This is a genomic window from Bradyrhizobium sp. MI1.7, assembly GCF_055811795.1.
The window spans coordinates 36,420-62,034 of sequence record NZ_JBVVPO010000004.1 but is presented as its reverse complement, the minus strand read 5'-3'; the positions used below and the strand labels follow the sequence as shown (position 1 = coordinate 62,034).

The 25,615-nt window shown below is 64.5% G+C and carries 23 protein-coding genes, 1 tRNA gene and 1 pseudogene; 7 read left to right on the top strand and 18 right to left on the bottom strand.

The genetic code is table 11. The features are described 5' to 3' along the window. Nucleotides 1-128: 128 nt before the first annotated feature. Nucleotides 129-1,664 (bottom strand): Do family serine endopeptidase, encoded by a 1,536-nt coding sequence (locus AC0L3X_RS06205; RefSeq protein WP_063984957.1) that lies wholly within the window; start codon nucleotides 1,662-1,664, stop codon nucleotides 129-131. A 194-nt stretch (nucleotides 1,665-1,858) separates the two neighbouring features. Here AC0L3X_RS06205 and AC0L3X_RS06200 point away from each other — a divergent pair, with 194 nt between their 5' ends. Next, complete coding sequence (locus tag AC0L3X_RS06200; RefSeq protein WP_063984958.1) at nucleotides 1,859-2,695, top strand: universal stress protein; 837 nt, start codon at nucleotides 1,859-1,861, stop codon at nucleotides 2,693-2,695. Between the two features lie 31 nt (nucleotides 2,696-2,726). On the opposite strand, the gene AC0L3X_RS06195 is transcribed toward AC0L3X_RS06200, so the two are convergent. From AC0L3X_RS06195 to AC0L3X_RS06155, 9 genes are all read right to left on the bottom strand, one after another. Continuing rightward, nucleotides 2,727-2,939, bottom strand: coding sequence for a hypothetical protein (locus AC0L3X_RS06195; protein WP_028148245.1), 213 nt, complete (start codon nucleotides 2,937-2,939; stop codon nucleotides 2,727-2,729). A gap of 392 nt (nucleotides 2,940-3,331) precedes the next feature. Beyond that, the gene (gene rpe / locus AC0L3X_RS06190) at nucleotides 3,332-4,069 is read right to left on the bottom strand and encodes a ribulose-phosphate 3-epimerase (protein ID WP_063984959.1); all 738 of its coding nucleotides are present in this window, start codon (nucleotides 4,067-4,069) and stop codon (nucleotides 3,332-3,334) included. Then, the gene (gene cbbX / locus AC0L3X_RS06185) at nucleotides 4,066-5,001 is read right to left on the bottom strand and encodes a CbbX protein (RefSeq protein WP_063984960.1); all 936 of its coding nucleotides are present in this window, start codon (nucleotides 4,999-5,001) and stop codon (nucleotides 4,066-4,068) included. The genes rpe and cbbX overlap by 4 nt, the downstream gene beginning before the upstream one ends. Before the next feature lie 98 nt (nucleotides 5,002-5,099). Further along, nucleotides 5,100-5,507, bottom strand: a complete 408-nt coding sequence (locus AC0L3X_RS06180; protein ID WP_063984961.1) for a ribulose bisphosphate carboxylase small subunit — start codon at nucleotides 5,505-5,507, stop codon at nucleotides 5,100-5,102. An 11-nt stretch (nucleotides 5,508-5,518) separates the two neighbouring features. After that, a complete protein-coding gene (locus tag AC0L3X_RS06175; protein WP_063984962.1) occupies nucleotides 5,519-6,979 on the bottom strand; it encodes a form I ribulose bisphosphate carboxylase large subunit in 1,461 nt (486 codons plus the stop codon). 31 nt (nucleotides 6,980-7,010) lie between these two features. After that, nucleotides 7,011-8,096, bottom strand: coding sequence for a class II fructose-bisphosphate aldolase (fba, locus tag AC0L3X_RS06170; RefSeq protein WP_063984963.1), 1,086 nt, complete (start codon nucleotides 8,094-8,096; stop codon nucleotides 7,011-7,013). Nucleotides 8,097-8,110: 14 nt separating this feature from the next. Continuing rightward, complete coding sequence (gene tkt / locus AC0L3X_RS06165) at nucleotides 8,111-10,132, bottom strand: transketolase (protein ID WP_063984964.1); 2,022 nt, start codon at nucleotides 10,130-10,132, stop codon at nucleotides 8,111-8,113. A gap of 16 nt (nucleotides 10,133-10,148) precedes the next feature. Beyond that, complete coding sequence (locus AC0L3X_RS06160) at nucleotides 10,149-11,024, bottom strand: phosphoribulokinase (RefSeq protein WP_063984965.1); 876 nt, start codon at nucleotides 11,022-11,024, stop codon at nucleotides 10,149-10,151. Nucleotides 11,025-11,036: 12 nt separating this feature from the next. After that, nucleotides 11,037-12,074: a class 1 fructose-bisphosphatase gene (locus tag AC0L3X_RS06155; protein ID WP_063984966.1), complete on the bottom strand. Its 1,038-nt coding sequence runs from the start codon at nucleotides 12,072-12,074 to the stop codon at nucleotides 11,037-11,039. Nucleotides 12,075-12,193: 119 nt separating this feature from the next. On the opposite strand from AC0L3X_RS06155, the gene AC0L3X_RS06150 reads away from it, so the two are divergent. Next, nucleotides 12,194-13,171, top strand: a complete 978-nt coding sequence (locus AC0L3X_RS06150; protein ID WP_063984967.1) for a LysR family transcriptional regulator — start codon at nucleotides 12,194-12,196, stop codon at nucleotides 13,169-13,171. A gap of 386 nt (nucleotides 13,172-13,557) precedes the next feature. Continuing rightward, on the top strand, nucleotides 13,558-15,948 hold the full coding sequence (locus AC0L3X_RS06145; RefSeq protein ID WP_473316308.1) for a TonB-dependent receptor: 2,391 nt from the start codon (nucleotides 13,558-13,560) through the stop codon (nucleotides 15,946-15,948). Between the two features lie 83 nt (nucleotides 15,949-16,031). On the opposite strand, the gene AC0L3X_RS06140 is transcribed toward AC0L3X_RS06145, so the two are convergent. From AC0L3X_RS06140 to AC0L3X_RS06115, 6 genes and pseudogenes are all read right to left on the bottom strand, one after another. Continuing rightward, nucleotides 16,032-16,232 carry a hypothetical protein gene (locus tag AC0L3X_RS06140; RefSeq protein WP_014497279.1) on the bottom strand — a complete coding sequence of 67 codons (201 nt, stop codon included), beginning with the start codon at nucleotides 16,230-16,232 and terminating at the stop codon, nucleotides 16,032-16,034. Between the two features lie 139 nt (nucleotides 16,233-16,371). Further along, nucleotides 16,372-16,791: a hypothetical protein gene (locus tag AC0L3X_RS06135; RefSeq protein WP_063984969.1), complete on the bottom strand. Its 420-nt coding sequence runs from the start codon at nucleotides 16,789-16,791 to the stop codon at nucleotides 16,372-16,374. Between the two features lie 140 nt (nucleotides 16,792-16,931). Further along, on the bottom strand, nucleotides 16,932-18,125 hold the full coding sequence (locus tag AC0L3X_RS06130) for an MFS transporter (protein WP_231144373.1): 1,194 nt from the start codon (nucleotides 18,123-18,125) through the stop codon (nucleotides 16,932-16,934). A gap of 51 nt (nucleotides 18,126-18,176) precedes the next feature. After that, on the bottom strand, nucleotides 18,177-18,797 hold the full coding sequence (locus tag AC0L3X_RS06125) for a TetR/AcrR family transcriptional regulator (RefSeq protein WP_063984971.1): 621 nt from the start codon (nucleotides 18,795-18,797) through the stop codon (nucleotides 18,177-18,179). A gap of 1,108 nt (nucleotides 18,798-19,905) precedes the next feature. Next, nucleotides 19,906-20,110 (bottom strand): annotated as a pseudogene (locus tag AC0L3X_RS06120) (SOS response-associated peptidase); the annotation flags it as partial. An 807-nt stretch (nucleotides 20,111-20,917) separates the two neighbouring features. Then, complete coding sequence (locus tag AC0L3X_RS06115; protein WP_063984986.1) at nucleotides 20,918-21,247, bottom strand: helix-turn-helix domain-containing protein; 330 nt, start codon at nucleotides 21,245-21,247, stop codon at nucleotides 20,918-20,920. Between the two features lie 985 nt (nucleotides 21,248-22,232). Here AC0L3X_RS06115 and AC0L3X_RS06110 point away from each other — a divergent pair. Together AC0L3X_RS06110 and AC0L3X_RS06105 are read left to right on the top strand one after the other, a co-directional pair. Continuing rightward, nucleotides 22,233-22,667 (top strand): YybH family protein, encoded by a 435-nt coding sequence (locus AC0L3X_RS06110; protein WP_063984987.1) that lies wholly within the window; start codon nucleotides 22,233-22,235, stop codon nucleotides 22,665-22,667. Between the two features lie 464 nt (nucleotides 22,668-23,131). Then, the gene (locus tag AC0L3X_RS06105) at nucleotides 23,132-23,311 is read left to right on the top strand and encodes a hypothetical protein (RefSeq protein ID WP_371496182.1); all 180 of its coding nucleotides are present in this window, start codon (nucleotides 23,132-23,134) and stop codon (nucleotides 23,309-23,311) included. 300 nt (nucleotides 23,312-23,611) lie between these two features. Here the strand turns inward: AC0L3X_RS06105 and AC0L3X_RS06100 are convergent, their stop codons facing one another. Continuing rightward, the gene (locus tag AC0L3X_RS06100; protein WP_063984989.1) at nucleotides 23,612-23,827 is read right to left on the bottom strand and encodes a hypothetical protein; all 216 of its coding nucleotides are present in this window, start codon (nucleotides 23,825-23,827) and stop codon (nucleotides 23,612-23,614) included. Between the two features lie 122 nt (nucleotides 23,828-23,949). Between AC0L3X_RS06100 and AC0L3X_RS06095 the strand changes: the two genes are divergently transcribed. Beyond that, nucleotides 23,950-24,276 carry a hypothetical protein gene (locus AC0L3X_RS06095; RefSeq protein ID WP_063984990.1) on the top strand — a complete coding sequence of 109 codons (327 nt, stop codon included), beginning with the start codon at nucleotides 23,950-23,952 and terminating at the stop codon, nucleotides 24,274-24,276. A gap of 185 nt (nucleotides 24,277-24,461) precedes the next feature. Here the strand turns inward: AC0L3X_RS06095 and AC0L3X_RS06090 are convergent. Further along, a tRNA-Pro gene (locus tag AC0L3X_RS06090) sits at nucleotides 24,462-24,538 on the bottom strand. 68 nt (nucleotides 24,539-24,606) lie between these two features. On the opposite strand from AC0L3X_RS06090, the gene AC0L3X_RS06085 reads away from it, so the two are divergent. Next, a complete protein-coding gene (locus AC0L3X_RS06085) occupies nucleotides 24,607-25,596 on the top strand; it encodes an L-threonylcarbamoyladenylate synthase (protein ID WP_063985075.1) in 990 nt (329 codons plus the stop codon). Nucleotides 25,597-25,615 lie beyond the last annotated feature (19 nt).

The window sequence follows — 25,615 nt, the reverse complement described above, 5'->3', positions numbered from 1 at the left end:
TCGGACGAACCCGTCATCAACGCTGCCGTTAACGAGAATGTTATCGACACCTGTGGGAATCTTCCAGACGCGCACGAAAAAGGCGGCCCGCAGGCCGCCTTTTGAGTTTGCCGCGGGAAGCGCGAGGCTTAGGCCAGCGGCACCGCGACGAACCGCGTCGCTTCCTGGCTCTTCACCTGCAACAGCACGCTGTTCTTGCCGGATGATTTGGCCTGCGCCAGCTCGGAGCGGACATCACCGACATTGGCAACGGCCTTGCCGCCGACGTTGAGAATGACGTCGCCGGTCTGGATGCCGCGCTGCGCGGCGGGTCCCTGCGGATCGACCTCGGTCACGACGACGCCCTTCTGGCCCGCGCCCTGGACGTCGCCGGCCGGCGCCAGGCTGAGACCGAGGCGCGGCGTGCCGGTGTTCGGCTGCGCCTTGCCCTCGCCGGCCTTGGCCTGCCGCTCGTTCGGCAACTCGCCGAGGGCGAGTGTCACCGTCTTGCTCGCGCCTTTGTGGAAGACGTCGAGCTTCACGGAGGTGCCCGGCGCCAGGGTGGCAATGGTGCGGGCGAGATCGCGGGAGTCCTTGATCGCGGTACCGTTGACGGCGGTAATGACGTCGCCCGCCTCGATGCCGGCCTTCGCCGCGGGGCTGCCGTCCTGCGGATTGTCCACGATCGCGCCGCGCGCCTCCTTGAGGCCGAGGCTGTCGGCGATCTCGGCGCTCACCGGCTGCACCTGCACGCCGAGCCAGCCGCGGGTGACCGAGCCCTTGTCCTTCAGCTGCGCGACGACGAGCTTCGCGGTCGAAGCCGGAATGTCGAAGCCGATACCGACCGAACCGCCGGAGGGCGAGAAGATCGCGGTGTTCACGCCGATCACGTTGCCGTTCATGTCGAAGGCCGGACCGCCGGAATTACCCTTGTTGATCGGCGCGTCGATCTGGATGAAGTCGTCATAGGGACCGTTGCCGATGTCGCGACCATTGGCCGAGACGATGCCGGCGGTCACGGTGCCACCGAGGCCGAAGGGGTTGCCGACCGCGACCACCCAGTCGCCGATGCGCGGCTTCTGGTCGGAGAATTTGACGAACGGAAAGTCCCTCTTGCCATCGACCTTGATCAGCGCGAGATCGGTCTTCGGATCGGTGCCTACCACCTTCGCGGTGTAGCTCGTGCCGTCATCCATAGTCACCTGTACCGACTCGGCGTGATCGACGACGTGGTTGTTGGTCACGGCATAGCCGTCGGCGGAGATGAAGAAGCCGGAACCCTCGCCCGTGATCATCTGGTGGCGCTGGCGCGGCATGCCGTTCATGCCACCCGGGCCGCGGAAGCCGAACTGCCGCGAAAACTGGTCGAACGGCGAATCCTCGTCCGAATCCATCCGGTTCTGTTGCAGCATCGCGCTCTTGTCATTGTCCTGGTCGATCCTGACCCGCACCGAGATGACGGCGGGTTTGACCTTGCTGACGAGATCGCCGAAGCCCGGCGGCGTCGCGGCGGCTTCCGCCGCCTGGGCCGGCCCGATGAAGGAATTCAGACCGAACTGCGAAGAGGCGGGAGAGGCAGCGAGCACGGCCACGCCAAGCGCGGCCACGGTGCCCAGCAGCGCAAGCCGGCGCGGCTTCAATATCTTGCGGGACGTGGTGGTGTCGGAATTGACGTGATCGTTCATGTCGAAATGTCCATGTTGGGTAAGTCGCCTTGCAACCAACATGGACATCGTCACCTTACGGCGTCCCGTCCGTCCGATTAAATCTTGGCAAAGGTGCCGCGAAAATCAGGGCTGCACATTTGATGCGGCTCAACGCAGGCCCCGTGCGCCGTGATAGACTGCGGCCACTGGATGATGTCCACCGGAGGCGCGCCATGTACAAAGACATTCTCGTCCACATCCCGACCGAGCGCCCGATGAGCGCGGTGATCGACGGCTCGATCTCGCTCGCGGCGAGACTCAACGCACACGTCGACGCGGTCGCCGTCGGGTACGTCGCGAGCAGCACTGCCTACGTCCTGGATGGCGGTGCCGCCGTAGCGGCGGTGTTCGAGATGGAGCGCGAGCGCGCGGTGGAGCGTGCCGAGGCCGCGTTGGCGATATTTCGGAGCGAAGCCACGAACGCCGGCATCTCCTGCACCTGCCACCCGCTCGGCGCAATCCCGGCGGACGCAGCCGGCTCGCTCGGCGAGATGGCGCGGCTCCACGATCTCAGCATCGTGCTGCAGCCCGATCCGGCGCAAGGCTCATTCGACAATGATATGCCCGGCGAGATCCTGTTCCAGGCGGGCGGACCGGTGCTGTTCCTGCCCTACACCTTTCGTGGGTCATTCAGGGCGAACCGGATCGGCATCTGCTGGGATGGCAGCCGCCTCGCCGCCCGCGCGATGCGCGACGCCGCTCCCTTCCTGGCCCGCGCCGAGGAGATCGTGATCATCACGATCAACGAAGCCGACGCCGTTCCCGACGAAGTCTCGGCAAGCCATCTGGCAAGACACCTCGGCCGGCGCGGATTGTCGACCCGCACGGTCAGCCTGTCGGCGGCACGCGCCGACATCCAGCCGACCATCCTGTCGCTGGCCGCCGACGAGAGCCTCGATCTCCTGGTCATGGGCGGCTACGGCCACTCACGATTGCAGGAACGTTTCCTCGGCGGCGTCACCCGCGCCATGCTGGAAGCCATGACGGTCCCGACGCTGATGTCGCATTGATCGAGAGATGATCCGCAACGGACCGACGCCCTCAGGCCGCAGCAGGGGTCTCAAATGGCGCGGTGGCGATGGCGTCGTCCTCGGGTTGCGCATTGCACGCGTCGAAATGCGCCTTCAGCGCAATCTCGGCGAGATATTCGAAATGTTCGGCTTGGCCAAGGAGTTGCCAGTTCTGGAGCGGCCGATAGGCCGCCTGCTGACGACAGAGAGACGCCAGCGCCCGGTAGCGACGTACGTTCTCCATGAGACCCTCCCTCGCATTCACTGAGCTTATTGCCCTGATTTACGTCAGGCCGATGGCGGTTATGCAAAACATTTACTGCGTGCGAGGCGCCCCGCGCAACCTGGGTTAACGTCTGGGAAACGCGCAGGCCTCCATTGGTTCCTATCGGAGAACTCCACGTGGAACTCATTGGCCAGGCGTAGCGCTGGCGCGCGACGGAGATGCCGATCAGATCAAGATACCGTTCGATCGATTCCGGCCACCCGATGAGATTGCCCTGCATTTCTGCGCAGAACTCTCGCGCGAGGAAGGCCCGCTGCGCTGTGCGGCATGCCCTGTAGAACCTCGGACGGGATGGCACGCCATGGCACAACCAGTGCGACGCCGGCGCTGCCACGCCTGTATGCCGTATTCTACCGGGTGAGCGCGGCCTCGCCGGCCCGGATCGTCTGTGCCGAACCATGTTGCAGCTTCGAAACCCGGCCGGCCTCCGCAGCAGCGCGGATGGCGGCGATGTTGCCCGCATAATCGGCGCTGCTCTTGCCGCGGAACACGGCCGATCCTGCCACGAGGGTGTCGGCGCCCGCGGCAGCCACGGCGGCGGCATTGTCGCGCGTGATGCCGCCATCGACCTCGAGCCGGATCGGCCGGTCGCCGATCATGCTTCGAATGCGCCTGATCTTCTCGATCTGGGAGTCGAGGAAGGACTGGCCGCCGAAGCCGGGATTGACCGTCATCACCAGCACGAGGTCGAGACGATCAAGCACGTATTCGATCGCGGCTTCCGGTGTAGCCGGACACAGGCTGACGCCAGCCTTCTTGCCGAGCGCACGGATGGCCTGGAGCGAGCGGTCCAGATGCGGGCCGGCTTCGGCATGGACCGTGATGACGTCGGCGCCTGCCTTTGCGAACGCCTCCAGGTAGGGATCGGTCGGCGCGATCATCAGATGCACGTCAAAGATCTTCGCCGTCGCCGGTCGGATCGCCTTGATGACGTCGGCGCCGAAGCTGATGTTCGGCACGAAGTGCCCGTCCATGACGTCGCAGTGGATCCAGTCGGCGCCGGCAGCATCAATAGCCCTAATCTCCTCGCCGAGGCGCGCGAAATCGGCGGCCAGGATCGAAGGCGCGATGAGGATTTCTCTCGTCATGGCTTCGCACTCCTCTGCGCGTCCGCACCACCGCTGAAAACGCGACTCGCAAGGACATCCGTCGGATCGATCGTTTCGAGATCGGCGACATCGAGCATGCGGTCGAGATCGGAGACGAGGCGATCGGCCTGCCGCAGGCGGATGCGATCGACCGCGTTGCGGATCGAGCGCGCATTGGAGAAGAACGGCTGGGTCCGGCGCAGCGCGATGTATTTTTCAAAGGCCCCGCGCGCCGCCGCCGAGAAGCGGTATCCACGCTCCTTCAGCATCAGCTCGGCGATGACGAGAAGCTCGGCTTCCGCATAGTCCGGGAAGTCGATGTGATGGGCGATGCGCGAACGGAAGCCCGGGTTGGAGGCAAAGAAGCTCGTCATCCGCTCGCCATAGCCGGCGAGGATCACGACGAGGTCCTCGCGCTGGTTCTCCATCACCTGGAGCAGAATCTCGATCGCCTCCTGGCCGTAATCTCGCTCGTTGTCAGGCCGGTGCAGATAATAGGCCTCGTCGATGAACAACACGCCGCCCATCGCCTTCTTCAAGATCTCCTTCGTCTTCGGCGCGGTATGGCCGATATACTGGCCGACGAGATCGTCGCGCGTCACCGAGATCACCTGCCCGCGCCGCACGAAACCGAGACCGTGCAGGATCTTTGCCATGCGCAGCGCCACCGTGGTCTTGCCCGTGCCCGGATTACCGGTGAACGACATGTGCAGTGTCGGTGGCGACGATGCCAGTCCCGCACGCTGGCGGATGCGCTCGATCAGCAGCAGTGACGCGATCTGGCGCACGCGGTTCTTGACCGGCCGGAGGCCGATCAGCTCCTGCTCGAGCTGTTGCAGCGTGTCGGTGATCCCGGCCGCCTCGGCCTCCTTGCGGAGATCGAAACTGGTCTCGCTGGTTTCAGCGGTCGTCGCATGAGGGACATCAAGCATCGGCACCTCGAAGAAAAGAGCTTCGCCGCGGGGGGAGCGGCGAAGCAGTGGTCCGCCAAGGAAACGGAGCAGGGAGTGCTCCGCGCGGAGAGGAGTAACTAGGTCGACGCGTGCGCGGCCGGCCGGCGCACGGTGGTGTAGCGGATCGCACGTCCGCCCACCTCCTGCCGCACCAGGTCGAACTCGGCTTCCTGCGGCGGGCGGTTGACGAGGAACGAGATCCGCACCGATTCCCAGCCATGGCTGGAGTCGAATCCACTGATGCGGATGTAGCGGTCGCCGTAAACCCTGCGGCATTCGGCGAGCTCCATCATCACGCCGGCGGCGTCCTGGAGGTCGAACATCGGCAGGCCCCACATCTCCCAATAGGTGTTGCGGGGATGCGGATCGTCGGTGAACTCGATATTCACCGCCCAGCCATTGGCCAGGCAATACTGCACCTGCTTGGTGATCTGGTCGTCGGTCAGATCAGGCAGGAACGAGAAGCAGCCCTGGGTCAGTTTCATGTCAAAACTCCTCAAACGGTTTCGAGCGCGGTCGGCACGAAGTCCGGCGTATCAGTGGATTGATAGTTGAAGCTGACGTCCTTCCAGACCTCGAGCGCGGCCTTTAGCGGGGTGCAGGTCTCGGCCGCCCTCGCCAGGATCTCGGGACCTTCATGGACGTAGTCGCGCCCCTCGTTGCGGGCGAGGATCATCGCCTCGAGCGCCACGCGGTTGGCGATCGCGCCAGCCGCAATGCCCATGGGATGGCCGATGGTGCCGCCGCCGAATTGCAGCACGACGTCCTCGCCTAGGAGATCGAGCAGCTGGTGCATCTGGCCGGCATGGATGCCGCCGGAGGCGACCGGCATCATCTTGTTCAGGCTCGCCCAGGACTGGTCGAAGAACAGGCCATGCTCGAGCTTGGTCGGGTTGAAGTCTTCGCGGCAGACATCGTAATAGCCGCGCGTGGTGTTGGGATCGCCTTCGAGCTTGCCGACCACCGTGCCGGCGTGGATGTGGTCGACGCCGGCGAGCCGCATCCACTTCGCGATGACGCGGAACGACACGCCGTGGCTCTTCTGCCGCGTATAGGTCGAGTGACCGGCGCGATGCAGATGCAGGATCATGTCGTTGCGCCGTGCCCATTTCGCCATGGACTGGATCGCGGTGTAGCCGATCACGAGATCGATCATGACGATGCACGACCCGAGCTCTTTGGCGAACTCTGCGCGCTCGTACATGTCCTCCATCGTCCCCGCGGTGATGTTTAGGTACGTGCCCTTGACCTCGCCGGACGCCGCCTGCGCGCGATTCACGGCCTCCATGCAATAGAGGAAGCGGTCACGCCAATGCATGAAGGGCTGCGAGTTGATGTTCTCGTCGTCCTTGGTGAAGTCGAGCCCGCCCTTGAGCGCCTCGTAGACCACGCGGCCATAGTTGCGCCCGGACAAGCCGAGCTTCGGCTTCACCGTCGCGCCCAGCAGCGGCCGGCCGAACTTGTCGAGCCGCTCACGCTCGACCACGATGCCGGTCGCCGGCCCCTGGAACGTCTTCACATAGGCGACCGGGAAGCGCATGTCCTCCAGACGCAGCGCCTTCAGCGGCTTGAAGCCGAACACGTTGCCGATGATCGAGGCCGACAGGTTGGCGATCGAACCCGGCTCGAACAGGTCGAGGTCGTAGGCGATGTAGGCGAAGTACGAGCCCGGCGTGCCGGGCACCGGATCGACACGGTAGCACTTTGCGCGATACTTCTCCGCAGCGGTCAGGCGATCGGTCCACACCACCGTCCAGGTCGCGGTCGAGGATTCGCCGGCAACCGCCGCTGACGCCTCGATGGGGTCCACGCCCTCCTGCGGCGTCACGCGGAACAGCGCGATGACATCGGTGTCCTTCGGCGTGTAGTCGGGCTCCCAATAGCCCATGCGCGCGTATTCCATCGTGCCCGATCGATAGCGCTCTTTGCCCCGGACGGTTCCTGCGTGTGCATTCATGGCTCTCTCCTGCTCTTCTCTCTCTGAATGATTAGGCGGCGACCGACTCGCGGGCGCCGATGCGCGGGTCGAGCTCGCCGGCGCGATAGCGCCGCGCCATCTCGCTCAAGGGAATGACCTTGATCTTGCTGGCGTGGCCCGCGGTGCCGAACTGCTCGAAGCGATCGCGGCAGAGCTCGCGCATCGCATCCATCGCAGGCTTGAGGAATTTGCGCGGATCGAACTCCGAGCGCGTTTGCGCGGCGACCTTGCGGAACACCGCGGTCATCGCGAGGCGACAGTCGGTGTCGATGTTGACCTTTCGCACACCGCTCTTGATGCCGCGGACGATCTCCTCCACCGGCACGCCCCAGGTCTGCGGCATCTCGCCGCCGAACTGATTGAACATGTCCTGGAGCGGCTGCGGCACCGAGGAGGAGCCGTGCATCACGAGATGCGTATTCGGCAGGCGGCGGTGAATCTCCTCGACCACCCGCATCGCCAGGATGTCGCCATCAGGCTTGCGGCTGAACTTGTAGGCGCCGTGGGACGTGCCCATCGCGATCGCGAGCGCATCGACCTTGGTGGCGCGGACGAAGTCGACGGCTTGGTCGGGATCGGTGAGGAGCTGGTCGTGGCTGACCTTGCCCTCGACGCCGTGGCCGTCCTCCTGCTCGCCGCCGCCATGCTCGAGCGAGCCGAGCACGCCGAGCTCGCCTTCGACGGAGGCGCCCACCCAATGCGCGAGATCGACGACGCGGCGGGTGATGTCGACATTGTAGTCGTAATCGGCGGCGGTCTTGGCGTCGGCCTTGAGCGAGCCGTCCATCATGACGGAGGTGAAGCCGTGGGCGATGGCGGAGGCGCAGGTCGCCTCGTCATTGCCGTGGTCCTGGTGCATGCAGAGCGGAATGTCCGGATAGGTCCGCTCCAGCGCGTCGATCATGTGCGAGAGCATGAGATCGCCGGCATAGCTGCGCGCGCCGCGCGAGGCCTGGATGATCACGGGCGCATCGACCTCGGCCGCGGCCTGCATGATCGCAATACCCTGCTCCATGTTGTTGATGTTGAACGCCGGCACCGCGTAGCCGTGGTTGGCGGCGTGATCGAGCAGCTGACGAAGGGTGATACGGGCCACGAAAGTTCCTCCTGTTATGGCTTGCCGGCGCGGGTGATCGTCCGCCGGGCGGCTTCGGCAACGCTTTGCGGCGTGATGCCGAATTCGCGGTAGAGCACGGGCGCCGGCGCAGAGGCGCCGAAGCCGCGCATGCCGACGAACTCGCCGTCAGTGCCGATCCAGCGATGCCAATCGCCGGCGACTGCGGCCTCGATGCCGACGCGCGGGGCAGTGCCGAGCACACAGGCGCGGTAGTCCTCCGGCTGCTCCTCGAACAGCGCGAAGCATGGCGCGGAGACCACGGCGGCGCGGATATGTTCCGTCGCGAGCAGGCGAGCGGCTTCCAGCGCGATCGAGACTTCGGAGCCGGTCGCCATCAACGTGACGTCGCGACCGCCGTCCGGCGAGACGATGAGGTAGGCGCCGCGCGCGACACGGTTCCTGCCGCGCACGTCGCTGCGGAATGTCGGCAGCGCCTGACGCGACAGACACAGCACGGAGGGGCGATCTTCCGCCTCGAGCGCGCAGTCCCAGGCTTCCAGCGTCTCGACCGCGTCGGCGGGGCGGAACACCAGAAGATTCGGGATGACGCGCAGCGCCGCGAGATGCTCGACGGGCTGATGCGTGGGACCGTCCTCGCCAAGACCGATGGAGTCGTGGGTCATCACATGGATGACGCGCAGCCGCATCAGGGCCGCAAGACGGATCGCCGGCCGGCTGTAGTCGGAGAAGGCGAGAAAGGTGCCGCCATAGGGGATGAATCCGCCATGCAACGCGAGGCCATTCATCGCGGCGGCCATGCCGTGCTCGCGGATGCCGTAGTGGATGTAGCCGCCGGCGAACGCCCCACGCGTCACCGGAGTCTGCGCTTTGGCGTGCGTGAGGTTCGAATGCGTCAGGTCCGCCGAGCCGCCGACCAGTCCGGGAATTGTCCCGGCAATGCCGTCGAGCACCTGTTGCGAGGCTTGCCGCGTCGCCAGCTTCGGACGCTCGCTGGCAAAGCGCTCGCGCAATTTCGCCGAGGCCTGGGCATAGGCCTCCGGCAGGGCAACGGCCTTGCCCTCGATGAACAGCTCGCGCTGCGCGGCCGTCGCGCATTCGTAGCGGTCGAGCCAGGCAAGACGCTCGACCTGCCCGCGCTGTCCGATCATCCGCCATGCCTTGAGGATCGGGATCGGGACCACGAAAGGCTGATAGTCCCAGCCGAGCGTCCGCCGCGCCGCCGCTGTTTGCTCGGTGCCGAGCGGCGCACCATGCGCCTTCTCGGTGCCCTGACGGTCCGGCGCGCCATAGCCGATGATGGTACGGCAGGCGATCAGCGACGGTCTTGTGCTCTCACGCTCTTCGGCAATCGCCTGCGCAACCGCTTCGGGGTCATGGCCGTCGACACGGCGGACCGACCAGCCGGACGCCGCAAAGCGCGCGAGCTGATCATCGGAAGTGGCCAGCGAGGTCGGCCCGTCGATGGAGATGCCGTTGTCGTCGAACAGCACAATCAAACGGCCGAGCTGGAGATGACCGGCGAGCGAGATCGCCTCCTGGCTGATGCCTTCCATCAGGCAGCCGTCGCCCGCGATCACATAGGTGAAGTGATCGACCAGGCCGTCGCCGTGCCGTGCATTGGCCATGCGCTCGGCGAGCGCCATGCCGACAGCGGTCGCAATCCCCTGCCCCAGCGGCCCGGTCGTGGTCTCGACACCCGGCGTGTGGCCGTATTCCGGATGCCCCGGCGTCTTCGAGCCCCACTGCCGGAACGCCTTGATGTCGTCCAGGCTGACGTCGCCGCCGGTGAGATGCAGCAGCGCATAGAGCAGCATCGAACCGTGGCCCGCCGACAGCACGAAGCGGTCGCGATCCGGCCAATTCGGGTGAGCCGAGTCGAATTTCAGGAACCGCGAGAACAGCACGGTTGCGACGTCGGCCATGCCCATGGGCAGGCCGGGATGGCCGGACTGCGAGGTCTCGATCGCATCGACCGCGAGGAAGCGGACGGCATTGGCGAGATCGTTGTGCGCGACTGCCGTGATGTCGGCTTCAGCGTGGACGGAGATGTTCATCGGATTCTCTCCCTGTTCACTTCAGATTTCGCTTGCGCTCGATCAGCTGCATGATCAGCGGCGTCAGGATCAGCTGCATCGCCAGATCGAGCTTCGCGCCTGGACACACGATGGAGTTCGCGCGGGACATCCAGCTGTGGGGAAGCATCGACAGCAGATAGGGGAAGTCGATGCCGCGCGGATTCTTGAAGCGGATCACGACCATCGATTCGTCCGGCGTCGGGATCCAGCGCGCGATGAACGGATTGGAGGTGTCCACCGTCGGCACGCGCTGGAAGTTGATGTCGGTCTCGGTGAATTGCGGGCAGATGTAGTGGATGTAGTCGGGCATCCGCCGCAGGATGGTGTCGGTGACGGCCTCGGTCGAATAGCCGCGGGCGCTGCGGTCGCGGTGCAGCTTCTGGATCCATTCGAGATTGATGACCGGCACGACGCCGATCTTGAGATCGGCGTAGCGCGCGACATTGACCTTGTCGGTGACGACGGCGCCGTGCAGGCCCTCGTAGAACAACAGGTCCGAATTTTCCGGCAGCCGCTCCCACTCGGTGAAGGTCCCGGGCGCCGTACCATGCAGTGCGGACTCCTCGGCATCATGGACATAGTGCCGCGTCGTCGCGGTGCCGGTCTCGCCATAGTCGCGGAAGGCACGCTCCAGCTCCTCGAACAGGTTGGTCTCGGGGCTGAAATGGCTGAAATGCTTGTTGCCGCGTTCGGCCTCCTGCGCCATCTGCGTGCGCATCTCGGCACGATCATAGCGATGGAAGGCGTCGCCCTCGATGTAGACGGCGTTGACCTTCTCGCGGAAGAAGATCTGCTCGAACGTCTTCTTGACCGAGGTGGTGCCGGCGCCGGAGGAGCCGGTGATGGAGATGATCGGATGCTTCCTGGACATGGGTCGCCTCGCTCACAGCCGGAAGAAGCCGCGCCGCGCGAACAGCGGTGCGGAGATGCTGGCGACCAGCAGCGGATCGCAATGCAGTTCCTCGACGCGCTGCACCTCGTTGCTCGAGCCCATGATCAGCGGCACGCGCTGGTGCAGGCTCTGCGCCGATAGCTCGAGGATGCGCTCGCGCCCGGTCGTGGCGGAGCCGCCGGCCTGTTCGATGATCATGGCCATCGGGTGCGCCTCGTAGGTGAGGCGCAAGCGGCCGTCGCCATAGCCGGGGCGCGCGTCCGAGGGATAGAGGAACACGCCGCCGCGGGTGAGTATTCGGTAGGCCTCCGCAACCAGCGAGCCGATCCAGCGCATGTTGAAATTGTGGTTGGCGGGCCCTTCGACGCCGGCAAGACATTCGTCGACGAAGGCGCGGACCGGCGTATCCCAGTGGCGGCGGTTCGACGCATTGATCGCGAATTCTTCGCACGTCTCGGAGATCTGCACGGCGCTGCGCGCGAGGCGGAAGCAGCCCGCCCTGCGGTCGAGCGTGAAGATGTCGACGCCGTCGCCGAGCGTCAGCACCAGTGAGGTCTGCGGCCCATAGGTGACGAACCCCGCGGCAAGCTGCGCCGAGCCGCGCTGATGGAAGGCGAGAGCCAGGTCATCCGGGGCAGGCAGGATCGAGAAGATCGTGCCGACGGTCATGTTGATGTCGATGTTGGAGGAGCCGTCGAGCGGATCGATCGCGACGCAGATTTTTGCCTCGCGGTCGCCGATTTGCGGCTCGCGCATCTCCTCCGACGCGAGCGCCGCGATCGGCAGTCTGCTGAGACAGCGGCGCAGGATCGCATCGGCCTGGAGGTCGAGGTCGCGCTGGAGATCGCCGTCGCTGTTGCGGCCGGTGGTCAGGCCCGATGCGTCCGCGGAATCGCCGGTGGCGATGAGGTCGGCGATCTCGATCGCCGCCGCCGCGATGGCATCGACTGCGGCTGCCACGGCCAGCGCATGCGGCGCCGTCTCGGAATACCGTTGAAGGTGGTCGTCCAACCTGAGTTGCCCGGTCATCTGCGTCCATCCCCTTGCGGGCGCCGCTTCCAGTTCCCTCCCCGCTGGAGGTCGGTGCGGTCGGTCCCAACACGAGGAGATTGACAGGGGCGGCTTAATAAGGAAAATTTCTATTCATAATGAGTGCCAAAGAATTTTCTTATAATGGCCCCGGCCACGCAGCGGCCCAGCTCCGGCATCTGACGATCCGGCAGCTGCGCTCGCTTGCGGCGCTCTCGGCGAAGGGCAGCGTCACTGCGGCCTCGAGCCAGCTCGGCCTGACCCAGCCAGCCGTCACCCAGCAGCTCCGGCAGCTCCAGGACCTCGCCGGCCTGCCGCTGGTGCAGCGGACCGGCGACGGCATGCTGCTGACGGAGGCAGGCAAGGAGGTGCTGACGCTCGCCGAACGCGTCGAGGCCGCGATCATGGACTGCCAGGGCGCGCTCGATCTGCTCGCTGGACGGACCGGCGGCACGGTGCATCTCGGCGCGGTCTCGACCGCGAAATACTTCGTGCCGCATGCGATCGCGGCGTTCTCGAAGCGGCATCCGAAGATCGAGATCAAGCTCACGATCGGCAATCGCGAGGAGATCCGCGAGGCCATGCACGGCTACGATCTCGATTTCGCCGTGATGGGTCGGCCACCGGCCGACGTCAGCGTCGACGTGCGTCAGCTCGGGCGCAATCCGCACATCATCGTCGCGCGCAAGGGGCACTGGCTGGGGAAGGATTCCGGCCTCAACCTGACCGACCTCGTGCACGAGACCTTCCTCACCCGCGAGCCGGGATCAGGGACGCGCACGCTGATGGAAGGCATGTTCCAGAGATCGGATCTCGAGCCGATCATCGGCATGGAGATGAGCAGCAACGAGACCATCAAGCAGGCCGTCATCGCCGGGCTCGGCATCGCCTTCATCTCGGCCCACACGGTGGCGCATGAGCTCGCCGAAGGTCGTCTCATCGTGCTCGATGTCGCGGGCCTTCCGATCGTCCGGCAATGGTACGTGATCCGCCGCAGCGACAAGGTGCTGCTGCCACCGGCGCAGGCGATGTTCGATTTCCTGGGCTCCGAGGGCTCGAACTATTTGCCCGACGTGCCCGAGTTCGGCGGGCAATAGCCTGCCGATACTCACCCCATCAGCTTCATCGCGATCGTCGCGGCCAGAACGACGATGATCTGGAGCAGACGCTCCGTCGTGAAGATGCGGTTGAAGGTGGTCATCGCTTGGCCCGGCCGACGTAGGAGATCTCGATCGGCGTGTTGCTAGCACACGCGGGCGCCGAGATAACTCCGTAGTCGCCACGGATCCTGCCGGTGCGCCGAAACATGTGATCGCCTGGAACCCGACAAGTTTCGAACGATTCAAATCATCCTGCGCGGAATGGCCGCGCGGTCACTTTGTTCATGCACACAGTGACTTCGCGTGCACGGATGCGCCTTGCCCCGCATCCGGCCGTGCAATGGGGAATCCGGGCGAGTTTTGAAAGAGTCGGGGAGGGCGCGATGAGCCACATCGCCGCCGCGGGAGAGCTTTTGTCTGCCGCAAGCTACATGTCCAAGCGCAATTTTTCGGGTATCGGAGGCGTGTTGACCGCGCTGATGACGTCAGCTGCGTTCTTCGCCAGTCCGCAGGCCTTTGCGCAATCCACGCCCGCGCAAGGCGTGACGATTCCATCCGTCACCGTGACCGCGCCGGACGCACAGCGCCGTACCAATCCCGCTTCGGCCGCACGCCGGTCGAGCGGCACGCGGAGCCGCCGGACGCAAACGGCACGGCGGCCGGGGACGACCGCCGCGCCACAACCCTTCCTGCCATCGCAGGACGCGCGCACCGGCACCGTCGGCTATTTCGCCAACAGCACCTCCGTCGCCACCAAGTCGAACACGCCCATCGTCAACATCCCGCAATCGCTTTCCGTCATCACCCAGCAGCAAATCCGCGACCAGAATTATCAGGGCTTGACCGATGTCACGCGCTACGTCCCGAGCGTCGCCGTCCACCAGGGCGAAGGCAATCGCGACGAGCTCGTCATCCGCGGCGTCGATTCCAGCGCCAACTTCTTCGTCAACGGCTTTCGTGACGACGTGCAATATTTCCGCGACCTGTACAACGCGCAAAGCATCGAGGTGCTGAAGGGCCCGAGCGCCCTGACCTTCGGCCGCGGCGCCGGCGGCGGCGTGCTCAACCGCACCCTCAAGGAGGCCGATGGCACCCGCATCTACCAGGCGACGGGGCAAACGGGCTCGTGGGGCGACCGGCGCGTCACGCTCGACGCGGGCCAAGCCGTCAACGACAACGTGGCGGCACGGCTGAACGTGTTCTACGAGGGCAGCGATGCCTTCCGCGACTTCAATCATCTCGAGCGCTACGGCATCAACCCGACCGTCACGCTGAAGCCCGACGACTTCACCAAGATCAAGCTGTCCTACGAATATTACCACGACGGCCGCACCGCCGATCGCGGCAATCCCTCGCAGGGCCTTCCCGGCGGCGTCACGCGATTCAATCCGACGACACCGTTCGCGCCGAACGGCAATCTTCAGACCTTCTTCGGCAGCCCCAGCCTCAACACCGCGCAGGCGACCGTGCAGACCGGCATGGCGATCATCGAGCACGACTTCCAGAACGGACTGTCGGTGCGCAACGGCACGATGGCGGCCGACTACCAGAAGTTCTACCAGAACGTCTATCCCACCGGCGGGCCGCTCGCCGGTGCCGTCAACGCAGCCGACACCGCGGTCAACCTTGGCGCCTATCAGCACACGACCAACCGCGACAACGTCTTCAACCAGACCGACTTCACCTACAAGGGCTGGACTGGGCCGATCGCGCACACGGTGGGCTTCGGCACCGAGTTCGGCCGCCAGACCGGTGTCGACATCCGCAACACCGGCGTCTTCCCGAACGGCACCAACACCATCGTGCAGAACCCGTTCGCTCCGACCTATTTCGGACCGGTCACCTTCGTCCACCACTTCACCGGCACCAACACCGATGGCGTCACGACACCGGATTCGAACAGTAAATATGCGCTCAACGTCGAGTCCGGTTACCTGCGCGACACCATCGAATTCTCACGCGCGCTCCAGCTCATCGTGGGCACGCGGTTCGACCGCCTCGAGATGTCGGCGCTGGACATGAACACCAACCTCAACCGCAACCGCACCGACAATCTGGTGTCGCCGCAAGCGGCCGTCCTCCTCAAGCCGATGGAGACGATGTCGGTCTACACCGCCTACAGCATCTCCTATTTGCCCGCGTCCGGCGACCAGTTCTCCTCGCTCAACGACGGCACGCTGATCCTCCAGCCGCAGAAGTTCGAGAACACCGAGGTCGGCATGAAGTGGAACATCAATCCGAGGCTGCTGTTCTCGACCGCGATCTACAACCTCAACCGCACCAACCAGCCGATCGCGGACGGCAACAATCCCGGCTTCTTCCTGCCCTCCGGCAGCACGCTGACGCGCGGCTTCGAGGCGAGCCTCGTCGGCTACGTCACCGAGCAATGGCAGTCCACGCTCGGTTATGCCTATACCGATGCGAAGATCACCAGCGCGACGTCGGCGACCGTGGTGCCGGGCAATCGCGTGCAGCTGGTGCCGTACAATCAGTTCGCCTGGTGGAACAAGTACCAGTTCACGCCGATGTGGGCGGCCGCGCTCGGCATCATCTATTTCGGCGATTCCTTTGCATCGTCGGATGACACGGTGAGACTGCCGAGCTTCGTGCGCTTCGATGCCGGCGTCTACGCCACGATCGATGCCAACTGGCGAGCGCAGCTCACGGTCGAGAACATCTTCAACCGCGGCTATTGGGCGTCCGCCGACGGCAACAAAAACATCTCGCCCGGCCAGGGCCGCACCGTGAGGGTCCAGGCGAGCTACCGGTTCTGACGGCTATGGCGCGAACGTCTGCGTCCCATCGCGTGTCGTTCGCGCCGTTCGTCATCGATACGAATACCTGTCATGGTTAACGATCAGGCAGCGCGCTGGACGGCGGCGTAATCCGCGCGCGCGGCGAAATAGGCTTCCAGCTCCGACAGCGCCCGCGCTTCCCACTCGCTCGCCTGCTCCAGAAGCGACCAGCTCTGGCCCGGGCGGAATGCAGCGGTCTGGCGATAGAGCGATGCGATGCCGCGATAGCGGCGCACGTTCTCAAAGATGGCGTGACCGTTCATGTTCAAAAACTCCCTCGTCATTCCCGGGGGAGAAATTGCGGCCAAATCTTTTTCGAAAAGTTAGCGGCGCGCACCAAGCTCGCGGATGGTTGCCGGACTGTTGCGCCGGCGCAACGCGCCCCTTCCGCACGAGGCGGATTTATTGCGAATTCGTTGCCGTGCTCTCGCCCGAGGGCTTCAGCCCGCCGCGGCTGATCATTGCCATCATCTCGCGGCAGAGATCGGCAAGGCCGATCAAGAGCACCGCGAGCAGGCAGAACAGGTTGATGGAATCCGCGCCCGCGCTGGAGAGCGGCATGAACTGGAAGAACGGCGGGATGAACGCCCACCACACCAGCGGAACGGTGAGCAGCGCGGCGAACACCGCCGCCGGCGCGCCCGCGACGATTCCGAGCACGAACAGGCTAGGCAGGAACGCCGCGAAATAGAGCTTGGCGCCGAGTGCGACGCAGACGCCTTGAAGCGCGGCCGACACGGCGACGACGATAAATCCGAGCAGAAACGCCTGCCACGACCATGGCCGTACCCGCGGTACGCCAACCAGTCCCGCACGCCTCATCAGCCTCCCCCTGCCGCCCGTTAACCGGGCTCGCTTGCGACCAAAGTACTACAGCCGCAGGGAAACCGCGAGACGGAAATCGCACGGTGCCGGGCTGCGTATCCAGGGCTTGGTAAACGGCCGCGGGCACGATCGTACCGCTACTCTGTCGCCGCATAGAGCAGGCCCGCGACGGGCAGAGCAAGGCCAATGGCCGACGCCAGCGTCCAGCCGCCTTGCGCGAAGGCCCAGGCGCCAACCGCAGAGCCGGCAGCGCCGGCGGCGAAGAACGTCGCCATATAGAGGCCGTTGAGACGGCTGCGGTGCTCATGCCCGAGCGCGAAGATGGCGCGGAAGCCCAGCACGACGTTCCCCTGGACACCGATATCGATAGCGATCGCGGCCACGACCAGGCAGGCGAGATTCAGCGTCGAGCCGGCCGCACCGACATAGGTCACCAGGAAGCCGGCGGCCGCGAGCAGCATGGCGACCAGCGTCGCGATGCGGCTATGGCCGCGATCGGCGAGCCGTCCCGCGATTGGCGCGGCGAACACGCCGGCGACGCCGGCGAGCGCGAACAGCGCGATGCCGCGCTGGGAGAAGCCGAATTCACTGGCGAGCTGGAGTGGCGCCACCGTCCAGAACAGGGTGAAGGCACCGAACAGGCTCGCCTGATAGAGCGCGCGGCGCCGGAGCAGCGGCGTGGTCCGCGCCAGATGCGGCATCGACAGCAGCAGCGTGCCGTAATGCATGCGCGCGACCGGCTTGCGCTTGGGCAACGTCGTCCACAACACCGCCGCGAGCACGATCATCAGCGCGGCGGACATGAAGAACACCGCGTGCCATGACAGCGCTGCCGTGACAAAGCTCGACACCGGCCGCGCCAGCATGATGCCCAGCATCAATCCGGTCGAGACATTGCCGACGACGCGGCCGCGAATGGCTTCCGGCGCAAGGTGTGCAGCGTAGGGAATGATGATCTGCACGGCGACCGAGCCGAGGCCGATGAACAGCGCGGCGATCAGGAACGGCAGCGCGTGGGTGGCGAACGCGGCGGCCAGAAGCGCCGCGGCGCCGAGCGTGATGACAGAGCAGATCAGCGCGCGGTTCTCGACGAGGTCGCCGAGCGGCACGATGAAGAGAAGCCCCACGCCGTAGCCGATCTGCGTCATGGTGACGATCAGCCCGGCCGCCGCATGCGAGAGGCCGAGCGCGGCGCTGATCGGGGCGATCAGCGGCTGGGCGTAGTAGATGTTGGCGGCGACCATGCCGCAGGCCGCGGCAAGCACGAAGGTCAGTCGCTGCGACACCGCATCCGGCCCGGGTGCGGTCTCGATCGTGGCATTCATCGTCATTCCAACAGACTCCAGATATCGGGAATGATCATTCCCTAATATGACACAAATTCAGTCGAGCAGTTTCATCGCGACGCCGACCAGGCGCTCGCCGTCGAGCGGCAGGCGCGCCTTGCCGACGACGCGCATTCCCTGCGTGATGCAGATCATCAGCCGCGCGGTGTCGTCGGTCGCAACATGGGCGGGAATCGAGCCATCGGCCTGGCCCTCGCGAATGAGGCCGGCGATGAAGGCCTCGTTGGTCTCGAGCTGGGCGTTGACGCGGGCACGGACGTCCGGATCGAGCGCGGCGAGCTCGACCGCGCCGCCGACCACGATGCAGCCGCGACGGCCCTCGATCCCCTGGGAGTGCTCGACATAGGACAGCAACATATGGCGCAGTCGCTCGCGACCGTTGGCGCCGCGCGCCGCCGCGCTGCGGGTCTGCTCCCGGCGCACCGCGGCATAGCGCTCGAAAGCGGCCAGGAACACGGCCTGCTTGTCGCGAAACGCCTTGTAGACACTGCCGGTGGCAAGCCGCATCGCGGCTGTCAGGTCGCCGATCGAGGTGGCATGATAGCCCCGCTCGCAAAATACGCGTACGGCGCGGTCGAGCGCGGTGTCCATGTCGAATTCCCGGGGACGGCCGGGTGGACGGGCAGCAGGCTGGGGACGGCGCGCGGCTTTTTGCATTGCGGGATAATAGGGAATGATTGTTCCCGAATCAAGGCACGGAGTTGTGAATGGGGGGTGGATGGAAGGCACGCTCTCTCCGCATCGTCATTGCGAGCGTAGCGACTTGTCCGCCGAAGCTTCAGCGAAGGCGGAAGCAATCCAGAATCCCTCCGCGGAAAGGCTCTGGATTGCTTCGCTGCGCCCGCAATGACGGAGCAAGGGGCATCGGCGTCGTCCTCCAAGTACCCCTGTCGTTCCCCGCGACCCGGCTACGCCAAGGCTTCGCCGGGGCTGAGGTCCAGGGCCGCCGAAGCTTTAGCGTAGGCGGCAAGCGGGGGAATCCTGTACGCCGCGGCCTCTCGGCTCAATCACAGCCGTCTCTGGAATACTGGATCGCCCGGTCAAGCCGGGCGACGACAGCGAGTGCCTGGTCGCAGACACGCCTTCGCATCCTCGCGGCATGTTTCGCCCGAGTTTTGCCTGGTCACTCCACCCTCGAAGCCAAGAGGGCGCAGGGAAGGCCGGGTGCTGACCTCGCACCCGCGGTCCGCTGCGCGAAGATGGTGCGCAGGGAAACCGCACAGCAGCAGGTGGTGCCAATCACTCGGCCTTCCCTGCGCGATGGTTGGACGGCTTATGCCGTGCTCTCCCGGGAGCCGAATTCCTTCTGGCCTCCCTCACGCCTGCGAAAGTCACCAGCACCGCGCCGGTTGACGCGACTGCCGCATTCGCAAAGCACTTGACCGTAGCAACGACGGCCAGGACCACACGGTTTTGCCGTACGCACGGCCCGCCATTTCGCCGCAGTTTTTCCAGCCCTGTCGACGGAGCCGGAAACTTACAGACGAGACGAACCTGACAGCGCCGCTCATCCGGCACGAAGTTTTGGGCTCACGGAGAGCAATCCGCCCTGCCCTTGACCTCTCGCGCCCGACGCTGTCGCGTCCACCGCAAGCCCGACTCGCGACAGTGACGACACAAGATCGCCCCTCTTGGTGAGCCGGGATGGGCGACACATACGCCAATTCCGAATTTCGGTAAAGTGGAATATTCTTGCAAGCGCAACTTGACACCGGCGCAGATCGGAATGACCCGGTGTTTTGCCCGACGGCCGGGGTCAGCGGGGCGTGACTGGCAGCACGCCTGTGCGAAGTGGCGGCGGCATGCCCCACCGCATCAACACCATCCTGCGTCTGTGTTGCGGACGACCGGCGCAGGATAGTCGGGAAACACGCCGGGCATCGGTGCGAGGTTGCCGACGTATCGGTTGGCGACGCGAAACAGTGCGGCGACGCAGCTTGGTTCGTCGCGATGCTGTAGAGGTTGCACATGCGGTTCGCGGGCTAACGCTTTTTAAAGTCCGTTAGCTTGCGCAGGTAGTAGCCTTGTCGCTGAACGGCGAGCTTAATGTTCTCACTGACGCTCGCTACTTTTTTCTTCTTATGCCATCTGCCTGACGCGTCGGGAAGCGGAATTGGCAAACCATTTCGCACAACCAACAGATCTCGCCTGGTGTTAAGATACACATCGAACATTCTAAGGCCCCCAGCCGATTGTCAGAGTATCGCGGGGAGCAGAAATAGCAAACAACTCCGCCCGGCCTACGATGGACTAGCACGCCGCTACAGATTGCGGTGGATGGCGTGCCGGCACGCCGGCACAACGGAGGCGACGTAGGACCTGTGTCGCGACTTGAGCGGCGGTCATCATGTGTCGTCATCCAGTGGCGGCTCACCTCACTTGTCGGCCATCTCCTGTTAGACCTTGGCAATCTCTGTGCGCACCTCGAACACACATGCTCGATGGCGCGCCGGGCCGCAAGATCGCTACGTCGCGCACCGTGCAGGATAGATGCCATCAAAACGGTGCCAGCAATGCCGCTTTAGCCACACTTACCGGTGAGGACCTGATCTTGAAACGTAGGAGAGTACGTCATTCCGCTGACCGATCAGTCGCGAAATTATGTTGGCGAACTGAACGAGAGAAAAAATTGCGAGGAATTCCAAAATCATTTCGAAAAGCCTCCGGGTTCGAAAATTCGCTGTCGTAAAACACGCCCCAGCCCGGAGACCGCAAATCTAAAACTGTTTGTTGCGGCGTAAACGCAAAATGGAACAGTTCAACGAAGAAACAATAAATCAGTTGCCTTTCGGCAACAGCATGAGGAGATTGCAGCGTTCTCGAAAACACGCTGTCATTGCCGCGCCGTGCGCAGCATCGGCTTCACTGCGCGACGATTGCCGCCGCTCGCGCCGCAGGTATCGCAGATAAGCGACGCGGCTCTGATCGAGCGGGAAGCCGTCACCTTGCCGCTGGATTACGCCTTCGGCTTCGAGCTTGCCGATGTAGGTCCGGCTGCAATCGAGGTGCTGCGCCAGCGCCGACGCGCTGACGGTCTCGGCGCTTCTGGATCGCGGTCGAGGAACAGGCTTGGCGACGGGCGCGACGGTTTCGGTCATCAGCGTCATTCCTGCTGCATCGCAGCGGGATAGCTCACTTTCGCTTCCGGCGGCAGAGCGGACCATATCCAGATTTGCTGCTGGTCGACCTTGGGCGCGATTGCGCCTAACCGGACCTTGCCATGCGGTCTTGAACTCATTCGTTGACGAGGGCGTGTATTGCCCCGTGACCCAAATCCCTTATGTTTATTCGTAGCAGTGATCGGAGCCGGCCCATGTTTCCGTTAATTGTTGCTGCAATCCTTTATCTCAGCCTCATCTCTGCGTGCGGGCACTATACTGCGAACTATGCCGAACAGAGGGGACGCTCTAGGGCCGCCTGGTTACATCTGGGGCGGATTGCTTTATCCACTCCCCTACATTGCGTTGGCACTCTTACCGCCAGTCCGCCGGGAGACGCCGGTCTAAGTCCGCCTCGCTTGGCGGCTTTTCTTGAGTGTCGCCTTTGGGCCCATCGCGTCATTTCGCTGCAAAGCGCTCGCTGCTCGCTATCGGCGCATAGCGAACGTTCCGGCGTCCCCTGCAACTGCAACCACGCATTTTCTCGCACCAGATATTCTCAATAGGTGCGGTGGCGCGGTCCCCGCGTTTCTTTTTGCCCTCTGAAGAACCCTGACGACCGATTGCGGAGGGACCGCCCATCCTTCGACGGTCGCCGCCAGCCATTGCGGGCATCACGTCATCACCACGACACGGTGCGAGCCATCGACGATGCCGCGTTCGGGGCCGACATTCGCTGGCTTTCTGACCCAAAACAACCGTAGGCATTATTCCGAGAACCGTGTAGCCTCCCCGCACCGTCACGCTCTTTGCTTGCCGGAAGCTGCTGCCCACAAAACGGAGAAACGCCGAACTCTCCGCTTCTCTTCAAATTGCAGCCTTGGTGCCATTGGCAGGCGCGATCTTCAGAACCAGCCATTCACAGATCACCAGCGTGCGCGTCGCATAGGCGCGCCCGACTGGCGGACACGATCAGATCAAAGAGGGCAAAGTCATGAGCAAAAGCTTATCGCTGCTGCTGGTGCTGTTGTTCGTCACTATCGGCCATGCGCGGGCGGACCCGCTCAATGAGGACATGACGAAACTCAATGCGCAATGGGATGCAGCGATCAACGATCCAAATTTCGATGCCTTGCTGCCAATGTATGCCACCGATGCCAGTCTAATCCCGCCCGGCGCACCGCCCGTTTCGGGTGCGACTGCGATACGCGACTTCTTTGCCAAAAGGGGAACGAGCGTCAGAAATCACAAGCTTGAACTTGTTGAGGTTTTGCCAATGGGGAACTACGCATACGTGACCTCCCGCTTCAAAGCTTCCTTGGTCAAAGGCGAGGAAACGACCAAGCTGTCCGGAAGCACCGTTAAGCTTTACGAACACCAGTCCAACGGCGAATGGAAGGTTAAGTCCCACATTTTCGTTCGGGAATAGCCAGCCAAACATTACGAGCCGAATGAGCCGGGATGGGCTACACATACGCCATTTCCGAAATTCGGTAAAGTGGAATATTTGGCGCGATTGGGTTGACAGCAAAGCGAAACACCCGGGCATGCCACCGTCATTCCGGAGCGCGGCGAAGCGGCGAGCTATGATGCGCAATTGCGCATCTGAGATCCCATGTCGCCGCGCAACTGCGGCCCGATGGATTCCGGGCTCAATGCTGCACATCGCCCCGGAATGACGAAGGGGAGAGTGTCACCGCTTCGGCCGCCCGGCAGGCCTTCGCCCTCAGCCGACGCGCTGGCACTCTCCTTGCTGCTCGCCCGCCAATCCCTCAGACCCGCAGTGGGTCTGTTTCATAGTGAGGCGATCCCATGCAATCGACGTCCCGTTTCGAAGCGACCATCCCGACACAGCTCCACGTCCTGATCTCCGATCTGCGTTGGCGCACGCAAATGCTCGACGCCGACATTCAGGAGGAAGAGCGGAGGGCCGGAATCTCCGATCCAAACAATCTCGCCTACCCGATGCTCGCGCAGAACCTGAGAGCCCGGCGCGACAATCTCCAGGTGAGCATCGCGATCCTGGAAAGCCGCATCGAAAAGCGATCAACCGAGTGGCCGAGCGCCGCCTGACGCGGATCGTGCCGGGCCCGACCAGGCACCGCGACGGCATCTACAGAAGGGCGCGGGCGATGGGCGATAGCCCTGTCCGCGCCGGTCAACGCGCAGGAACCCGCGTTGCCCTTTTGCAACGGTTCCCCGCCGTCTGAAGCCGGACAAAAGAAACTCCCATTCCAGCCACGAACCCCGCTCACAACGCCGTGAGACTAGCAGGGGAACTACGATGCGTGCACAGCGCGTTTGGAAAGTGAATGGGGCCGCCAGCATCGGGCAGCTCCAATCGAGACTGGATGACCTGAACAAGCGTCTCGGTCAGCTCGAAAGCCAGCATCCGGCGAACTGGAGGCTCGAAGAACTGAGATCCAGCGCGCTGAGCCTGTCGCGCGAGATCGACGACATCCGCTGCGCCGAGGCGACGGCGGCCTTGAGCGAGCTCTTGCGGAAGTAGAGCTTCGGGCGATTCGAGCGACGCGCAAGGAACCAACCTTCCTCGACGCCATTGCCATGCTGAGCATGGAGCAGAATCATGACCAGGCACCTGACGCGAGCCCATCTCGCGCGCGGGGTGGCCGGCGCGGTGTCCACGCTGGTCCTGTGCGCGACGGCAGCATTCACCATCGCGCACCACTTCGCGCTGTGAGGGATTTTGCATGACATCCGATCCCGAGGAGTCGGTGAGGCTGCAAGGTTTTGGTGAGATGACGTTGCGCACTGCTGTCGCGACGCTGATGGCGCTGGCGCCGCGCGAGCGATCCGACGCCGCCATCTTCCGTGTCCGCGACGACGTGCGTTTGGCCTCGAGCGAGATCGCCGAACTTGCCTCGGACTGGGGCATGACACCGATGGCTGAAGTCAGGTCTCCAAGCCTCGTCCCGGAGCAGCACTGGCCGGACATCGTTCGCGGCATGGTGCGCGAGGCGCCACTGCCGGCACTGATGGTGGCGTTCCTGGTGGGCGTGCTGGTGGCGCGGCGGTAGTCTACTGACCTACTGTCCAGCATCGGACCATCGGCCGGCGAATGTAGAGCCATGCCGCCGCGGCAGATGCCCCTGCCCAACCAAATCGGCCGTGGACCCGCCCCGAAAATCGTTGCAAAAAGGCACTCCCGAGGCGCTGGCGGCCGGTCCGCCAAGCCTCTGGAAAACGTCGACTTTTGGAAGAATGGTCGGAGTGGCAGGATTCGAACCTGCGACCCCTGCGTCCCGAACGCAGTGCTCTACCGGGCTGAGCCACACTCCGACAAGAAGGCGGCTTATAGCGTCGGGTTTGACGCACCGCAAGCGGCCGGCATGAGGAATTTTGTCCCTGTGAAAACGGGTCTTGAAACGCTGATTTTACCGGCCGGCGCGGCCGGCGCGGAAGCTGCCGCCCGGATTTTGGCCGCCGGCGGGCTGGTCGCGTTTCCGACCGAGACGGTCTACGGGCTCGGGGCGGACGCCGCCAATGCCACCGCGATCGCCCATCTTTACGCCGCCAAGGGGCGGCCGGCCTTCAACCCGCTGATCGCCCATGTCGCCGATCTCGCCGCCGCGCGCCGGATCGGGCGGTTCGACGCGCGTGCGTTGAGGCTTGCGGAAGCGTTCTGGCCGGGGCCCCTGACGCTCGTGGTCCCGAAAACGGACGACTGTCCGGTGGCCGAGTTGGCCACCGCCGGGCTCGACACGGTCGCGATCCGCATTCCCGCCCATCCGGTGGCGGAGGCGATCCTGCGCGCCTTCGGCGGGGCCGTGGTGGCGCCGTCGGCCAACATCTCCGGCCATGTCTCGCCGACACTGGCAGCCCATGTCGAAAGCGACCTTGCCGGGCGGATCGACCTGATCGTCGACGGCGGACCTGTTACGGTCGGCGTCGAATCGACCATCGTCGGCTGTTTCGACGCCCCGATGCTGCTGCGCCCCGGCGGGCTGTCGCGCGAGCGGATCGAGGCCGTGCTCGGCGCGCCGCTGGCGCGGCCGCCTGTAGAGGCCGAGAGCGACGACAGCCAGCCGCTGGCGCCGGGCATGCTGGCCTCGCACTACGCGCCGCGCGCCAGCGTGCGGCTCAATGCGCGTGATGTGGCCGCGGGCGAAGCGCTGCTCGCGTTCGGCCCCGATCGCCTGCCGGGCCTGGAGGCCGCCGCCGCTGTCATGAATTTGTCGCCCGCGGCTGATCTCGATGAAGCCGCCACCAATCTGTTCGGCTATCTTCGCGCCCTCGATGCGACGAGCCCGCGAGCGATCGCGGTGATGGCGGTGCCGGAAGAAGGACTTGGCGAGGCCATCAACGACCGGCTGCGCCGGGCCGCGGTCGCCCGATAGCGCATGATCCGGAAAAGTA

Excerpts from the sequence above, each read along its gene's own strand:
- AC0L3X_RS06160 (WP_063984965.1), bottom strand. The coding sequence starts at position 11,024 with ATGTCCAGGAAGCATCCGATCATCTCCATCACCGGCTCCTCCGGCGCC.
- AC0L3X_RS06180 (WP_063984961.1), bottom strand. The coding sequence starts at position 5,507 with ATGAAACTGACCCAGGGCTGCTTCTCGTTCCTGCCTGATCTGACCGAC.
- AC0L3X_RS06115 (WP_063984986.1), bottom strand. The coding sequence starts at position 21,247 with ATGACGCTGATGACCGAAACCGTCGCGCCCGTCGCCAAGCCTGTTCCT.
- AC0L3X_RS06110 (WP_063984987.1), top strand. The coding sequence starts at position 22,233 with ATGAGCAAAAGCTTATCGCTGCTGCTGGTGCTGTTGTTCGTCACTATC.
- AC0L3X_RS06130 (WP_231144373.1), bottom strand. The coding sequence starts at position 18,125 with ATGACGATGAATGCCACGATCGAGACCGCACCCGGGCCGGATGCGGTG.
- AC0L3X_RS06105 (WP_371496182.1), top strand. The coding sequence starts at position 23,132 with ATGCTCGACGCCGACATTCAGGAGGAAGAGCGGAGGGCCGGAATCTCC.
- AC0L3X_RS06145 (WP_473316308.1), top strand. The coding sequence starts at position 13,558 with ATGAGCCACATCGCCGCCGCGGGAGAGCTTTTGTCTGCCGCAAGCTAC.
- AC0L3X_RS06150 (WP_063984967.1), top strand. The coding sequence starts at position 12,194 with ATGAGTGCCAAAGAATTTTCTTATAATGGCCCCGGCCACGCAGCGGCC.
- AC0L3X_RS06155 (WP_063984966.1), bottom strand. The coding sequence starts at position 12,074 with ATGACCGGGCAACTCAGGTTGGACGACCACCTTCAACGGTATTCCGAG.
- AC0L3X_RS06195 (WP_028148245.1), bottom strand. The coding sequence starts at position 2,939 with ATGGAGAACGTACGTCGCTACCGGGCGCTGGCGTCTCTCTGTCGTCAG.
- AC0L3X_RS06175 (WP_063984962.1), bottom strand. The coding sequence starts at position 6,979 with ATGAATGCACACGCAGGAACCGTCCGGGGCAAAGAGCGCTATCGATCG.
- AC0L3X_RS06095 (WP_063984990.1), top strand. The coding sequence starts at position 23,950 with ATGACATCCGATCCCGAGGAGTCGGTGAGGCTGCAAGGTTTTGGTGAG.
- cbbX (WP_063984960.1), bottom strand. The coding sequence starts at position 5,001 with ATGCTTGATGTCCCTCATGCGACGACCGCTGAAACCAGCGAGACCAGT.
- AC0L3X_RS06100 (WP_063984989.1), bottom strand. The coding sequence starts at position 23,827 with ATGATTCTGCTCCATGCTCAGCATGGCAATGGCGTCGAGGAAGGTTGG.
- AC0L3X_RS06140 (WP_014497279.1), bottom strand. The coding sequence starts at position 16,232 with ATGAACGGTCACGCCATCTTTGAGAACGTGCGCCGCTATCGCGGCATC.
- AC0L3X_RS06135 (WP_063984969.1), bottom strand. The coding sequence starts at position 16,791 with ATGAGGCGTGCGGGACTGGTTGGCGTACCGCGGGTACGGCCATGGTCG.
- AC0L3X_RS06200 (WP_063984958.1), top strand. The coding sequence starts at position 1,859 with ATGTACAAAGACATTCTCGTCCACATCCCGACCGAGCGCCCGATGAGC.
- rpe (WP_063984959.1), bottom strand. The coding sequence starts at position 4,069 with ATGACGAGAGAAATCCTCATCGCGCCTTCGATCCTGGCCGCCGATTTC.
- AC0L3X_RS06205 (WP_063984957.1), bottom strand. The coding sequence starts at position 1,664 with ATGAACGATCACGTCAATTCCGACACCACCACGTCCCGCAAGATATTG.
- tkt (WP_063984964.1), bottom strand. The coding sequence starts at position 10,132 with ATGAACATCTCCGTCCACGCTGAAGCCGACATCACGGCAGTCGCGCAC.
- AC0L3X_RS06125 (WP_063984971.1), bottom strand. The coding sequence starts at position 18,797 with ATGCAAAAAGCCGCGCGCCGTCCCCAGCCTGCTGCCCGTCCACCCGGC.